14 protein-coding genes are annotated in these 12,425 nt (G+C 43.5%); 10 read left to right on the forward strand and 4 right to left on the reverse strand.

What is annotated here, in order from left to right; genetic code table 11:
• Nucleotides 1-16 precede the first annotated feature (16 nt).
• From ACXAGV_RS02315 to arsB, 5 genes are all read left to right on the forward strand, one after another.
• Nucleotides 17-688: a protein-tyrosine phosphatase family protein gene (locus ACXAGV_RS02315; protein WP_474871530.1), complete on the forward strand. Its 672-nt coding sequence runs from the start codon at nt 17-19 to the stop codon at nt 686-688.
• Nucleotides 689-824: 136 nt separating this feature from the next.
• Nucleotides 825-1,169, forward strand: a complete 345-nt coding sequence (locus ACXAGV_RS02320) for a metalloregulator ArsR/SmtB family transcription factor (RefSeq protein ID WP_474871532.1) — start codon at nt 825-827, stop codon at nt 1,167-1,169.
• Between the two features lie 134 nt (nt 1,170-1,303).
• Nucleotides 1,304-1,771, forward strand: a complete 468-nt coding sequence (locus tag ACXAGV_RS02325) for an arsenate reductase ArsC (protein WP_474871534.1) — start codon at nt 1,304-1,306, stop codon at nt 1,769-1,771.
• Nucleotides 1,772-1,836: 65 nt separating this feature from the next.
• Entirely contained in the window at nt 1,837-2,520 is a 684-nt protein-coding gene (arsH, locus tag ACXAGV_RS02330; protein ID WP_474871895.1) for an arsenical resistance protein ArsH, read from the forward strand.
• A 23-nt stretch (nt 2,521-2,543) separates the two neighbouring features.
• Nucleotides 2,544-3,572, forward strand: a complete 1,029-nt coding sequence (gene arsB / locus ACXAGV_RS02335) for an ACR3 family arsenite efflux transporter (protein ID WP_474871536.1) — start codon at nt 2,544-2,546, stop codon at nt 3,570-3,572.
• An 88-nt stretch (nt 3,573-3,660) separates the two neighbouring features.
• On the opposite strand, the gene ACXAGV_RS02340 is transcribed toward arsB, so the two are convergent.
• Complete coding sequence (locus ACXAGV_RS02340; RefSeq protein ID WP_474871538.1) at nt 3,661-4,059, reverse strand: response regulator; 399 nt, start codon at nt 4,057-4,059, stop codon at nt 3,661-3,663.
• 179 nt (nt 4,060-4,238) lie between these two features.
• Between ACXAGV_RS02340 and aceK the strand changes: the two genes are divergently transcribed.
• The 3 genes from aceK to ACXAGV_RS02355 all read left to right on the forward strand — a co-directional run bounded on the left by aceK (nt 4,239) and on the right by ACXAGV_RS02355 (nt 8,314).
• Nucleotides 4,239-5,972, forward strand: coding sequence for a bifunctional isocitrate dehydrogenase kinase/phosphatase (gene aceK / locus ACXAGV_RS02345; RefSeq protein ID WP_474871540.1), 1,734 nt, complete (start codon nt 4,239-4,241; stop codon nt 5,970-5,972).
• Nucleotides 5,973-6,236: 264 nt separating this feature from the next.
• Nucleotides 6,237-6,917, forward strand: a complete 681-nt coding sequence (locus ACXAGV_RS02350; protein ID WP_474871542.1) for a response regulator transcription factor — start codon at nt 6,237-6,239, stop codon at nt 6,915-6,917.
• The gene (locus tag ACXAGV_RS02355) at nt 6,914-8,314 is read left to right on the forward strand and encodes a HAMP domain-containing sensor histidine kinase (protein WP_474871544.1); all 1,401 of its coding nucleotides are present in this window, start codon (nt 6,914-6,916) and stop codon (nt 8,312-8,314) included. Before ACXAGV_RS02350 ends, ACXAGV_RS02355 begins: the two co-directional genes overlap by 4 nt.
• 84 nt (nt 8,315-8,398) lie before the next feature.
• Here the strand turns inward: ACXAGV_RS02355 and ACXAGV_RS02360 are convergent, their stop codons facing one another.
• Both ACXAGV_RS02360 and ACXAGV_RS02365 read right to left on the reverse strand, forming a co-directional pair.
• Nucleotides 8,399-8,959, reverse strand: a complete 561-nt coding sequence (locus ACXAGV_RS02360) for a DUF3833 domain-containing protein (RefSeq protein WP_474871546.1) — start codon at nt 8,957-8,959, stop codon at nt 8,399-8,401.
• Nucleotides 8,960-9,019: 60 nt separating this feature from the next.
• A complete protein-coding gene (locus ACXAGV_RS02365; RefSeq protein WP_474871548.1) occupies nt 9,020-9,508 on the reverse strand; it encodes a chalcone isomerase family protein in 489 nt (162 codons plus the stop codon).
• Between the two features lie 276 nt (nt 9,509-9,784).
• Between ACXAGV_RS02365 and ACXAGV_RS02370 the strand changes: the two genes are divergently transcribed.
• On the forward strand, nt 9,785-10,711 hold the full coding sequence (locus tag ACXAGV_RS02370) for a 1-aminocyclopropane-1-carboxylate deaminase/D-cysteine desulfhydrase (RefSeq protein WP_474871550.1): 927 nt from the start codon (nt 9,785-9,787) through the stop codon (nt 10,709-10,711).
• 172 nt (nt 10,712-10,883) lie between these two features.
• Nucleotides 10,884-11,129 carry a DUF4282 domain-containing protein gene (locus tag ACXAGV_RS02375; RefSeq protein WP_039232003.1) on the forward strand — a complete coding sequence of 82 codons (246 nt, stop codon included), beginning with the start codon at nt 10,884-10,886 and terminating at the stop codon, nt 11,127-11,129.
• Between the two features lie 68 nt (nt 11,130-11,197).
• On the opposite strand, the gene add is transcribed toward ACXAGV_RS02375, so the two are convergent.
• Complete coding sequence (gene add / locus ACXAGV_RS02380) at nt 11,198-12,211, reverse strand: adenosine deaminase (RefSeq protein WP_474871553.1); 1,014 nt, start codon at nt 12,209-12,211, stop codon at nt 11,198-11,200.
• Nucleotides 12,212-12,425 lie beyond the last annotated feature (214 nt).

Here is a 12,425-nt window from a genome sequence, read left to right on the forward strand (position 1 = left end):
CATCGAGCGCTAAATTATGAAAAAGCACCAATCAGCAGCACTTCAAATATTGAAAGGGACACTATCATTAAAAACGTCTAAGCGTAGTCTCGCTTTTAGTGCGGCCTGTATTAGCTTAGGGCTAGGTTTAAGTGCACCTGTGAACGCGGCATTAAAAGCGAGTGACGAGTCGCAAGACATGACCACTCCTACCCTTGAGACGCTCACTAACTACCAAAAAAACGCACCCTTTATGTATTCTTCAGGCTTGCCTGATGCCTCTCATCTTTTTTTGCTAAAAGAGGAAGGGGTGACACACGTTATAGACTTGATCCCAGGAAATCGAACCAGTGAGATTTTAACTACCTCAGAATTAGGGATCGACTACTTTAATGTGCCCGTAGATTGGGAAGGCCCAACGCTCGCAAACTTTTTAAACTACGCGGCATTTATGCAAAGCGTAGATGTTAACGAAGACAAGGTACTCACTCACTGTAAACTGAATTGGCGGGGTGCTGCTTTTACCTATCTTTATAGAATTAACGTACTGGGCGAAAGTGAACAAAATGCTAAAAAAGACCTTATGGCTATTTGGCACCCGAACCCGACATGGTACGCGTTTATGAACGACGTTATTTCTCATTACAATGGGGTAAACGGTAAACAAGTAGCAATGTCGTTTGAGGCCGCCGCTCCTGAAAGCCAATAGATTTAAGCGCTTCCTTAATTAGCTTTTAAACCACTTCATTCCTATTACACATATATGAAATTTCAGATGCGTTATTGACACATATGAAATTTCGTATATGATACATCACATACGAAATTTCATATGTGATGATTTTATGTCGAATTGTTGTGAACCTGCGCAGCTAGCGCCCCTAGCATTTTTTAAATGCCTGTCGGAAGACACTCGCTTAAAGACGCTACTAATGCTTAGCGTAAAAGGCGAGTTATGCGTGTGCGACCTCACCGATGCGCTTCAACTAAGCCAGCCCAAAATTTCGCGCCATCTTGCAGATTTACGAAAGTGCGGTTTAGTGCTCGATACTCGTAAGGGCAAATGGGTGTATTACCAGCTCCATCCTGATCTCCCCGTTTGGGCATTGGACGTTATAAAGAATACCGCGGCCCACAATAATGCATACATCAATGAGCCATTAGCAAACTTGTCCTGTGAAAACTGCTAACACCCAAATGTTGTGATGCTCGTCAGTCGTGATAATTGCATCTCGGGAGGACGCCAGTTTTCTGTTTTTCAGTATTTTTTCAACTTTTTGATAGCTAACTAAAGTAGCTTCAGCCATTTAAATAAGGTTTTTACATGAAGATTTTATACATTTGTACGCACAACCGTTGCCGCAGTATTCTTTGCGAAGCCATCACTAATGCCTCTAGCGGTAATGTAGAAGCACGCAGTGCGGGCAGCCAGCCTGTCGGTGAAGTACACCCACTTTCTATTAAATACCTTGCGGAGCGCGGGTTTGATACAAACGGGCTTAAAAGCCAGTCGTGGGATGAATTTGAAGATTATGAAGCCGATCTGGTTGTCACCGTTTGTGATTCAGCAGCGGGTGAATCATGCCCCGTTTATTTCGGCAAATCACTTAAGGTGCACTGGGGCTTAGAAGACCCGTCTAAGTTAGAAGGTAGCGAGCATGAGAAAGCCGAAGCATTCAATAACACCATCGATATTATTGAAAAGCGTGTAGCGGCATTAGCAGAGCTTGCCGAGAAAAACTTAGATAAAGCAGCGTTTAAAGAGGCGCTATCAAAATTAGGCGCCCAGTAATGAGCAAAGGTCAATCAATGGAACAGGAAATAACAACAGCTGAAAGCCCCTCTGATAACGCGGTAATGGAGCAAATGCACAAACCCATTATGGCTAACTTTGCAGCAAGGTTTTCAGGCCACAAGCCGCGCATTTTATTGCTTTACGGCTCACTTAGAGAACGTTCTTATAGCCGCCTAGTTATAGAAGAATCAGCCCGCTTGCTCGAATATTTTGGTGCAGAGGCCAAAATTTTTGACCCGCGCGGTTTGCCGCAGCCTGATACTGAAGATGAGTCACACCCAAAAGTTAAAGAACTGCGCGAGCTTATGTTGTGGTCTGAAGGTCAAATTTGGTGCTCACCAGAGCGTCACGGCAGCATGACGGGCATCATGAAAAGCATGATCGACTGGGTACCGCTTAGCCTTGGTGGAGTGCGTCCTACACAAGGGAAAACGCTGGCCATTATGCAGGTATCAGGCGGTTCACAGTCGTTCAATGCGGTAAACCAAATGCGCATTTTAGGCCGCTGGATGCGCATGTTAACCATCCCTAACCAGTCTTCTGTGGCAAAAGCGTTTTTAGAATTTGAAGACGATGGTCGCATGAAACCGTCACCTTACTACAACCGAATAGTAGATGTAGTTGAAGAGCTGGTGAAATTTACATTGCTTACCCGCGACAACAAAGAGTTTCTTGTGGATCGCTATTCTGAGCGCGTTGAAAGCGCAGACGAAGTGAGCAAGCGCGTTAATCAAAAATCGTTGTAAAATTAAGACAAAGGTGAGTAGAGATGGGTTTCTTTGAACGTTATTTATCAGTGTGGGTAGGTCTTTGCATTATTGCAGGGGTCGGCCTAGGCTATGCCATGCCGGGCGTATTTGCGTCTATTGCGGCGCTTGAATATGCGCACGTAAACCTGATAGTGGCAATACTTATTTGGCTAATGATTTACCCAATGATGGTACAAATAGACTTTGGCTCAATTAAAGATGTGGGTAAAAAGCCGAAAGGCCTTGTACTCACCTTGGTGATTAACTGGCTGATAAAGCCGTTCACTATGGCACTATTGGGTTGGCTATTTTTTAAGGGCATTTTTGCCGACTGGGTAGACCCGCAAACCGCCACTGAGTACATTGCGGGCATGATTCTACTGGGCGTAGCTCCATGTACAGCGATGGTATTTGTGTGGAGTCACCTTACCAAAGGGGATGCTAATTACACCCTAGTTCAGGTATCAATTAACGACCTTATTATGGTCGTTGCCTTTGCACCGCTTACCGCCATGCTACTTGGTGTGACAGACATCACAGTTCCTTGGGACACCCTGCTACTTTCTGTTGCACTGTATGTTGTATTGCCATTGGTCGCGGGTTATATCACGCGCCGTCACTTGGAAAATAAAGGCAATGCCACGCAAGGAAATGGCGCTGTCGACGCATTGGTTAGCAAGTTCAAACCCTTTTCAGTTGTTGGCCTGCTTCTCACTATTGTTATTTTGTTTGGTCTGCAGGCCGAAACTATTTTATCGCAGCCGCAAGACATCGTGCTTATTGCAATACCGCTACTAATACAAACTTACGGTATTTTTGCCATTGCTTACTTTGCCGCAAAACGTATGAAACTGCCGCATAATGTTGCAGCACCTGCATGTATGATTGGTACGTCTAACTTTTTTGAATTGGCGGTAGCCGTCGCTATTTCGCTATTTGGTTTACACAGCGGCGCAGCACTTGCCACTGTGGTGGGTGTATTAGTTGAAGTGCCCGTTATGCTTTCGCTAGTGTGGTTTGCAAACAAAACGCGCCACTGGTTTGACTAAGTAATGCTTAGAAGATATAAGCAGCGATGATAGTGGGAAAACAACAAAGGGCGAACCTGTGGTTCGCTCTTTTTTATGAATTCAAATTCTAAACTGCAATTGGTGTTTTATAAGTATCAGGAAGAATAAAACCAAAGCGCTGTAACACCAAGGTTAACTCTTCGCGTTTAATCGGTTTTTCAATAAAACCCAGTGCGCCCAATGACATCACTTTTTGTTGCATTATGGGCTGAATGTCGCCTGAAATAACAATAACAAACGTCTCAAGCTGGCGACGCTTAATTTCACTTAATACGCTAAGACCACCTAACACTGGCATTGTTAAATCCAACAATACTAGGTCGATGGTATGATGCCCCAGCACCTCTAGCGCGTCCATACCATTGGACACTTCATAGATAGCCTCAGCAAAACCTTTAGGTAAGTTGCGCCTGGCCATTTTACGTGCCAGCGCTGAATCATCACAAATTAGAATATTAAAACCCATCAACTACAATCTTATAATTGGTTACTAATCCACCATTAGAATACATTAAACGAAAGTATAAGAAAATAATAAAAACATCGAATTATTGGCTACTTACTCGATAGCGACACCAAACTCTCCTCTCTTATTAGCATGTTTTGTGGTAGATATAAGGCGTAACAAAAAAGGAAAACATCCCTATGCAAGAGTTAGCTGCGACCCAAGACAAAAGCTTGGTGAGAAAAGTTGCCTATCAGATTCTGTCTCATTTCGATAAGAGTTACCGATGGTTCACCCGAATTACACGGGGCGCTCAAGAAAGATTTGAAAAGGGCAATTGGAAAGAAACCCAGCTAGCCTCTAAAGAGCGCATTACTATTTATGAACAAAGCCTGTCAGATGCGGTTGCCGAAATTTATCAGCTCACTCAGGTGCATCAAAAAGATGATGCTTTTTGGCAAGAGCTAAAAAAAGTATTTGCTTTACAGCTTGAGGGCCACCCGCAGTTTGAGCTGGCTGAAACATTTTATAATTCTGTAATTGGCCGCTTGTTTAAGCATAGAAAAATCGACAACGACATGATGTTCGTGCTGCCTAGTCGGTGTTTTCTGCCTGGCCAAGACCGAGACAAAGTAGTTAATAGCTTCGACACCACCACCACCGTACGTGAAATGTATGAGTCGATATTTAAAATTTACCGTTACAATATTCCGTTTGAAAACTTTGAACGAGACTTACAAAACCTTGAAACAGCGCTTCGCGCACGGCTGAATAAAGAGCAGTTAGCCAGTGTTCAAGCAGTAGAAATACTAAAACCTACTTTTTTCCGAGGAAAAGCCGCTTACCTGATTGGGCGAATTTGCATGCCCGACGAAACCCTGCCGTTTGTTATTGCAATGCGCAGGTATAACGAGCCCCATATGTTTGTGGATGCACTGCTGACCGATCGCAAAGACTTGAGCGTTATTTTCGGATTTGCGCGCAGCTATTTTATGGCTGATACCCAAAACCCTGCAGAAGTTGCCGCCTTTCTTCAAGAGCTATTGCCAAATAAAAAGCACTTCGAGCTGTATATGGCAATGGGACACTATAAGCACGGTAAAACAGTGTTCTATCGCAACTTCTTACAGCATATGGACGAGTCGAGTGACAAATTCGAAGCCGCGCCAGGCATTCGCGGCCTAGTAATGATGGTTTTCCACCTGCCTTCCTACGGGGTGGTATTTAAAATCATTAAAGACGAGTTTGCTGAAAGTAAGAAAATCACGCGTGAGCACGTAAAAGAGTGCTACAAGTTAGTTAAAATGTCAGATCGTGTGGGCCGAATGGCTGACACCCATGAATACGTTAATTTCAGATTCCCGTTAGATAGAATTGAACCTGAGCTTATTGAAGAACTAAAAGAAACTTGTGCATCGAGTTTAGAATTTACTGAGACAGAACTTATCATCAAGCACATGTATATTGAGCGTAAAATGACGCCGCTTAATCTGTATCTACAAGAAGAAACAGATGAAGAGAAAATTACCCGTGCACTAGATGAGCTTGGGCTTTGCATTAAACAAATTGCTATGGCAAATATATTCCCCGGAGACATGCTGCACAAAAATTTCGGTATTACCCGTCATGGGCGCGTTATTTTCTATGACTACGATGAAATTTGTTTAATGAACGAACGTAATTTCAGGGAATTGCCAAAATCTGATGACCCCTATGCTATTGATACGCTCTCAGTAGCGCCTAATGACGTATTCCCCGAGCAGTTCGAGCACTTCATTGTAGGTAAGCGTAAGTTCAAAGATATCCTAAAGTCGCTGCATGGAGATTTGATGACACCAGAGTATTGGCATGAAGTACAAAAGAAGTGTGCCCGTGGAGATGTGCAGCATTTTACCCCTTATAACCCGAGCATGCGCTTTGACAAAGGTGGGTAGGCTAAATAAGCAAGTAAATAGCATCTTCTCTATCACATTAACCTGACGTTTAAAGTGAGCAAGAGCTCTACATATGAGGACAAATTTTAGCTAAATGCGAAAAAGCGTAAAAGTGATCGTTTCAAGCCATATAGCTCGTAAAAGAGGCAAAGCAAAACCGCTTTTCGACTGCTTGTTTTCGCTTGCTGCTTAGTAAATACCGAAATCCGATTCCAGCAACGCCGAACAAGTGCATGAATGTAGATAAACAAAAGAGTCGTAATAATGAAAGTGCTACTTGTAGAAGATGATCCAAAGGTTGCCTCGCACATTGCAAATGGACTGTTGGGTGAAGGGCATGAATGTATTACTGTAGGTGATGGAACGTCAGGCTACCAACAAGCCGCTAGTAACGAACTAGACGCGGTAATCCTCGACGTAATGTTACCCGAACTCGACGGTTTCTCTGTGCTTGAGAAGCTTCGCGAGGAAGGGAACACGACTCCGGTTTTATTGCTAAGTGCCAAAAGCCAAGTTGAAGATAAGGTCAAAGGCCTTCGCACCGGCGCTAACGATTACTTAACCAAACCTTTCGCCTTTGAGGAACTGCTCGCTCGCGTTGAAGGTTTGGCTGGTCGCAATAAAGAAAACGAAGACAAAACCTTGATTAAAGTTGGCGATCTGACGCTAGATTTAGTTAATCGCAAAGTATTGCGTGGCGATCAAGAGATTGACCTGCAGTCTAAAGAATTTCAATTGCTTGAATGCCTGCTCCGTCACAAGGGCAAAGTCGTGACGCGAAGCATGCTGCTTGAGCAGGTTTGGAACTATCATTTTGACCCGCAAACGAATGTGATAGATGTTCACATTAGCCGCTTGCGTCAAAAAGTGGATAAGGCGTTTAATGTCCCGCTTATCGAAACCGTAAGAGGCACAGGGTATCGAATAGCGGACGGGCTTGCATGATTGCGATACGCGACTTTACGCGTAGTTCAAGTTTTCGCGTAGGCGTACTGCTCACCACTCTGGCCTGTATCGCTATTGTTTTAATTGTTTATTTTTGGCGATTAACAAGCAGCGACTTGTTTATATCCGAGTCCAATGCTGCTGTTAATGCCAAAACAAACGCGCTTATCACTCTCTATGAAAACCTAGGTATTGACGCGGTTAAATTGGCGATAGCCAAAGACAATGGTCTACATTCACCAAGTGGCTCAACAATCACCTCAGCTTCCGACCACCTACGTTCATTTGTTGCTCTGAGTAAAGACGAACAGGTAGTGTCTGGCAATTTGTCGTCAATTCCCCTTGTTCTTGAGCGCCACGAAGGCGCTAGTTTTAATACCTCGGAAATCGTTATCACTAGGCCTAATAGCGCAACAAGAAAAACGCTGCGCCAAGCGTTAATGAAAGAAGTTACGCTTGGTGAGCACGTACTTTATGTTGGTCGTGGCATTGACGATCTATACAGCGCACAATGGTTTGGCAAAACCTTCAGTTGGATTATTGTAATTTTACTTTGCACATTGAGTGTTCTTAGCTTTGCCATCGCTGTTTATGTCGTCAATAGAATCAACCGCATGTCGCAGACCGCAGACAAAATTATAAAAACCGGCAGTCTTGAAGAACGTTTGGAGATTGATAGTAATTGGGATGATTTGAGCAGTCTCTCTTTCGTTTTCAATCAAATGCTCGACACTATCGAAAGTTCGGTAAATAACATCAAGTCAGTAACAGACAGTATTGCGCATGATTTGCGAACACCGCTTTCCAGACTCCGCAACACGTTAGAAAAAATTGAAGACGATGAACTTCGCAATGAGACAACTCAAGAAGCTGACAACCTGCTTAATATGTTCAACAGCTTATTACGAATAAGCGGCCTTGAGACCACAAACAAAAAAGAGGGCTTCTGTACTACGGACGTGCGAGCTATTGTCGAAGACGTGGTTGATCTTTATCATCCCCTCGCAGAAGAGCGTGACATTACACTAACTGGCGAGCTTGAGTCAGTGTCGATGCTCGCCGATCCTAATCTAGTCTTTCAGGCAATAGCCAACGTGGTGGACAATGCTATCAAGTACTCGAATGAAAAGAGTATGGTCACCGTACAACTCATTACCACAGCGAAGCACATCGTCATCGCCGTTAACGATGCGGGGATAGGTGTAGGTGAACATGAAATCATTAATCTTGAACGTCGATTTTATCGAGCTGATGGCAGTAGAACCAGTAAAGGAAACGGGTTAGGTCTATCACTCGTTTCGGCCATCGTAAAACTACACGATGGCCATATTTGGTTCGTCCACGACCCGCTTATAAAAGGTCACGGGTTGGGCGTTGTATTTACGTTCAAGCGCTGAGACTCTGTCTATTGAGTGTATTTTCGAGCAAATAAAGTTGATTAATATCCTCAACGCTCGTTATCAATCAATATTGATTACGTCTTAGCCTGCTTGCTTCTGCATAAATATGGTGACTTCTGCCATCACAATGCCAAACTTACGAATATACGAACGGTTCATCATAGTACTGTCGTCAAATGCCCAAAACCAATCGTCAAACGTCACTGAATAGGTAGTGTCATCCACCGGCAAATCCATCTCGTAATGAAAGTTAAATGCGTTGCCAAAGCTTGTGCCTTTGGCTGGACCATCAATGTCACTCGCGCGACCCACATAGCTATTATCACTCTGCTTTACGATGGTCCAAGTACGGGACGTTGGACCGTCGCCCACACCGTAATTAAAGGATTCATCAAGGGTTAACGTATCGCCATCTACTGAACCATCGATGTCTACTACGAACCTTTGCACCACCTCGCCCGAGCGGTTCTGAACAATGCCCCAGGCTTTAACGTTCCCATCAAAAAATTGCTCAATATCGAAAACAGGCGATACAGACCTGTAGTCTTCACCATCGACTGAAACAGAGCATCCAGATAGCCCTGCCACCGTTAAAGCGGCAATTCCGATTCCTAAAACAAACTTCACCGTATTCTTTATCACTTTCGTAACCTTAATCGATTGACGAGATAGACTTGGCGTAATGCTAATAAAGCGTTGCCCTTATCCATTTCCCAATAACTTCTTTCTAAATTTTGGCTCAGACGTTTTATCGCTTAACCAGATATCAAAAAAACGCTGTGTAAATGCTTTGTCTTCAATTTCATCAGCCTTTTCACCATTCACATAGAACACAGTTGTGCCATCTTCGGTGGCAATACCAGTAATGACGTCGCCCTCGCTGACGTCTGGAAAAATACTATTCATTAGGGAAAGCCACTTGTCTGAGTCGTCAGCCGATAGGTCTCCTTGCTTCTTCATCTCATCAATAGAGCGCTTCGCAATTTTCTTGCCTTCCAAGTCTCGCTGGTACGTTAACTTGAGTGCAAAGGGGGGCTGGTTGGCGTATTCACCTTCAGGCGCGTAAAGCTCACCGGTATACACATCCCAGAAGTAGTAGGAAAACATGCCTTTCCCGACGAGCTTTGCATTGGGAACATAATTGCTGATGTGCTTAACATCTGGCTCTTGCGCAACCGCATTGTTTGACATGGTTAGCCCACTTGTTGATAACGAAACAAAAAGGATGATGGAAAAGATTTTCGCAGCCTTGCTAGCGCTACAGTTCGAATATCTCCATACGCCACTAACACTTTTTCGGGGCATGGATAAGGACTTGGCTGACAGCTGGCGAAAAAGGCCATACGTTTTTGTAATCATAATTATGCTCTTATGACGCGTAACGAGAATTACAGGTCTTTTATTGAATTTGTATCTAGTTATACTCTTGCCTTCACACATTTGATCAACTGACAAAAGGCTCTCGCTGTGCTTTCCCTTGATGATTTTAAAATGTCACTAACCCTGCCCTCACCGCTAATCCCATTTAAGCCAAATTGGGAAGGTGCCGGCAAGGTATCGCTATTTGTTAAACGTGATGATGTTATTCACCCTGTAATGTCAGGTAATAAATGGCGAAAGCTAAGTCATGCGCTCACCAGCCCGTTGCCAAAAACGATAGTGAGTTTCGGTGGTGGCTTTTCAAACCACCTGCATGCACTAGGCTTTATTTGTCATGAATTGGGCATTTCCTTTAACGCCATTATCCGCGGTGACTACAGCGCTGCACCTACACCCATGATTGAGGATTTAAAAAGTTGGGGCACCCGCATCGACTATGTAGACCGAGTCACTTACAAAAAGCGAAACGATAGCGCATATCTACTTCATCTTAAGCAGCAATCTGACGCGATGATCATTCCTGAGGGAGGAAGCCAAGCACAAGCGCTTCAAGGGATAAAGGGCATGATTGATGAAATCGACATAGACTTTGATTTTATTGTTGCTCCTGTGGCAAGTGGAGCAACACTAGCGGGAATAATCAATGCATTAAATAAACGTAATAAAAATAATGCGAAAGACACTCTCCATCACACTGGCTGCAAAGCTGTCGGTGTTGGCGTGCTGAAGGGTGAAGACTACTTAGAAGGATTAGTCGAACAATTTCTTCCAGCCTCGCTTGGTCGATCAAATTGGCATATTGACCACAACTACCACTTTGGTGGTTACGCCAAAGCTCCCAATGAGCTTCGAACCTTCTGCAACGATTTTAATAATGCTTTCGAATTTGATATCGAGCCTGTTTATTCCGGCAAAGCCTTTTGGGCAGTTAAAGATATGCTGGCCAAAGGTATGTTTGAAGACGGGTCACGCATTGTTGTGCTGCACACAGGCGGCTTGCAAGGCGCAAGATAAAACCCTTTTATAACAGAGTGTTGCGCTCACTACCTTTCGGTGTTACAACTATCCCTGTGAGCTTGCTCACAATTCTTTTAAACACTAAACAACGATAACAACAAGAAGTTTGTCGCAGGATGCGGCATAAACATTAGCGCTTGCTACCTGCAAACTTCATCAAGGAATGATTATGAAAGATATTTTCTTCTTCGACTCAATGTTAACCCCTAAGATTATCACTTTCGTGTACTGGCTATTGCTTCTAGGATCTGTGGTAAGTGGCGTAACAACGATGTTTGTAGGGTACGACGCGAGTTTTGTATACGGCCTATTTATTATCGTGTCTGGCTGTATTGGCGCAAGAATCTGGTGCGAACTGCTTATCGTACTTTTCAAAATTCACAGCAACCTTCAGAAAATTGCTAACAAAGAGTAACGTTATTCCTTGTTAAAGGTGCCGCTCTGCGCAGCACCTTTAATTAAAACGAAATACTTAAAGCAAAATTACGCTACTGCAACAGTGTCCGTGTAACGTTTCAGCGTATCTAAATAATTTAATTTACGCTTTTCAGAAAGCCAACTGGTTTTAAAGCTATTTTCAACAAGCGTGATTAAATCCTCTTTGCTGAATTGCCCTTCTTCTTGTAGGGCAATTAAATTCTCATTCAAGTAGGCTCTGAAATAAGACGGATCGTCTGAATTGATACTCGGCAGCAACCCTTTTTCCAACATTTGTTTCAACTCACTAGAAGTGAGTGATTGAACAACAAATTTGTTTGAAACAGGGCAGACCGTTAATCCCAAATTTTTTGATTTTGCAAGCTCGCATAAAGCATCAGATTCGAGAATATTTACACCATGATCAATCCTGTCGACCTCAATATCCTCAATTACTTGACGTATGTGCTCTTGCGTATTGTCTTGGTTAACATCACAGTGCATTGTCAGTTTAAGACCCCATGATCGCGCTTTTGAGAATACTTCTTCAAACTTTAATGGCGGGTTATTTTTCTCGTCGGAATCGAGCCCGACGCCGACTAACTTGTTGAGGTGGGGCTTAGCTAGCTGCAGATGTTCCATTGCTGATTCAGCCGACATATCTCGCAAGAAGCACAGGATAAGCTGACTTTCTACACCCAATTCAGTGCGCGCATCTTTTTGCGCTGCATGTATTCCGTTAATAACGCTATCGAAACTCACACCTCGAATTGTATGAGCTTGGGGGTCAAAGAAAAGCTCAACATAAACGATGTTCTGGGCTGCGGCTCTCTTAAGGTATCCCATAGTAAGCTGGTAGAAGTCATCCTCTTCTATGAGCACGCTCATACCCGCGTAGTAAATATCGAGGAAAGAAGGTAAATCATAAAAATCATACGCCTTTATCATTTCTTCAGGTGTTTTGGCTTTTAGTGAAACGTTATTTTTCTGCGCTAAGGCAAAACTTAGCTCCGGCTCTAATGTGCCTTCGATATGAACGTGAAGTTCGGCTTTTGGCATATTTTCAATAAACTTTTTCATTTAACTTCCCTATTTCCTTGGCGCTTTTAACTACTGTAAAAGCTTGGCTAGTATGTTGTTACCAATTGATAAGGTGTTAATCTGCAAAAAGTGCGCCTAAGGAAAGCAAATTCAGTCAGACGCTGTTGGTTGTAATACAACTCTAGAGGTTGCGGATCCTTGAGTTTGGAAAGTCTATTTAAATGGCATTCCCACTTTGCTTCATCTCGGTCAA

The sequence above is a fragment of the Alteromonas sp. ABH4_453 genome (assembly GCF_056160665.1).

Coding starts and splice junctions, on each gene's coding strand:
- ACXAGV_RS02315 (WP_474871530.1), top strand. CDS start 17: ATGAAAAAGCACCAATCAGCAGCACTTCAAATATTGAAAGGGACACTA.
- ACXAGV_RS02320 (WP_474871532.1), top strand. CDS start 825: ATGTCGAATTGTTGTGAACCTGCGCAGCTAGCGCCCCTAGCATTTTTT.
- ACXAGV_RS02325 (WP_474871534.1), top strand. CDS start 1,304: ATGAAGATTTTATACATTTGTACGCACAACCGTTGCCGCAGTATTCTT.
- arsH (WP_474871895.1), top strand. CDS start 1,837: ATGGAGCAAATGCACAAACCCATTATGGCTAACTTTGCAGCAAGGTTT.
- arsB (WP_474871536.1), top strand. CDS start 2,544: ATGGGTTTCTTTGAACGTTATTTATCAGTGTGGGTAGGTCTTTGCATT.
- ACXAGV_RS02340 (WP_474871538.1), bottom strand. CDS start 4,059: ATGGGTTTTAATATTCTAATTTGTGATGATTCAGCGCTGGCACGTAAA.
- aceK (WP_474871540.1), top strand. CDS start 4,239: ATGCAAGAGTTAGCTGCGACCCAAGACAAAAGCTTGGTGAGAAAAGTT.
- ACXAGV_RS02350 (WP_474871542.1), top strand. CDS start 6,237: ATGAAAGTGCTACTTGTAGAAGATGATCCAAAGGTTGCCTCGCACATT.
- ACXAGV_RS02355 (WP_474871544.1), top strand. CDS start 6,914: ATGATTGCGATACGCGACTTTACGCGTAGTTCAAGTTTTCGCGTAGGC.
- ACXAGV_RS02365 (WP_474871548.1), bottom strand. CDS start 9,508: ATGTCAAACAATGCGGTTGCGCAAGAGCCAGATGTTAAGCACATCAGC.
- ACXAGV_RS02375 (WP_039232003.1), top strand. CDS start 10,884: ATGAAAGATATTTTCTTCTTCGACTCAATGTTAACCCCTAAGATTATC.
- add (WP_474871553.1), bottom strand. CDS start 12,211: ATGAAAAAGTTTATTGAAAATATGCCAAAAGCCGAACTTCACGTTCAT.